Raw genomic sequence first — 681 nt, 5'->3', positions numbered from 1 at the left:
TGGGCGTTCAGTGGTTGGTGCTCACCCGGCCCTCGGTGAGCGGGTGGGCCGTGGTCGCCGTGCTGGGCCTGCCGGCGTTGATCGTCTCCTACGCGCTCACCCGGGCTCTGACGGTGACCACAGTGGATGGTCCGCGTAGGCGGGGTGGTCGCCGATGACCCCGCATCAGCGTGTTGATCATGGTCCTGACCTGCGGGAACATGGTGACCTTTCCGCGGAAGGGCAGTCCTTTGTGGAGGACACCGCTGTGGTGGTGTCGCGGGTCGAGGGTGTCCGGTCGCAGGTGGATTGGTTGTGTTGGTCGGGCATCGTGTTGGGGTTGGCGTTCACCACGACCAACGTGCAGGCGTTCGCCGCTGCGGGTGCGGCGGTGTGGTCGCTGCCCTGGTTGGCCGCGTGGGTGCTGGACCCGACGGTGTCGTTGGTGTTGTTGGCGGTGCTGCGGGCCGAACAGGTGACCTCTCGCTACCAGGTGTCCACGGGTCGGTGGGTGCGCGCGGCGAAGTGGGGGACCCTGGGCGCGACGTACGTGATGAACACGTGGCAGTCGTGGGCGGCCGGGAGCGCGGCCGGGGTGGTGCTGCACTCGGTGCCGGTGTTGTTGGTCTTCGTGGCGGCTGAGGCGGTCACCGACCTGCGCGACAAGCTCACCGACGTCACCATGGCCGTGACACGGCGGGC

The 681-nt window shown here is 68.6% G+C and carries 1 pseudogene; it reads left to right on the top strand.

The annotated features are described in order from the left end of the window. Positions 1 to 232: 232 nt before the first annotated feature. Positions 233 to 681 (top strand): annotated as a pseudogene (locus tag QSK30_RS36610) (hypothetical protein); the annotation flags it as partial.

The sequence above is a fragment of the Actinokineospora sp. NBRC 105648 genome (assembly GCF_030269645.1).
Taxonomy (GTDB): Bacteria; Actinomycetota; Actinomycetes; order Mycobacteriales; family Pseudonocardiaceae; genus Actinokineospora.
The sequence above is the reverse complement of the archived record's forward strand: the minus strand, read 5'-3'. Positions and strand labels throughout refer to the sequence as shown.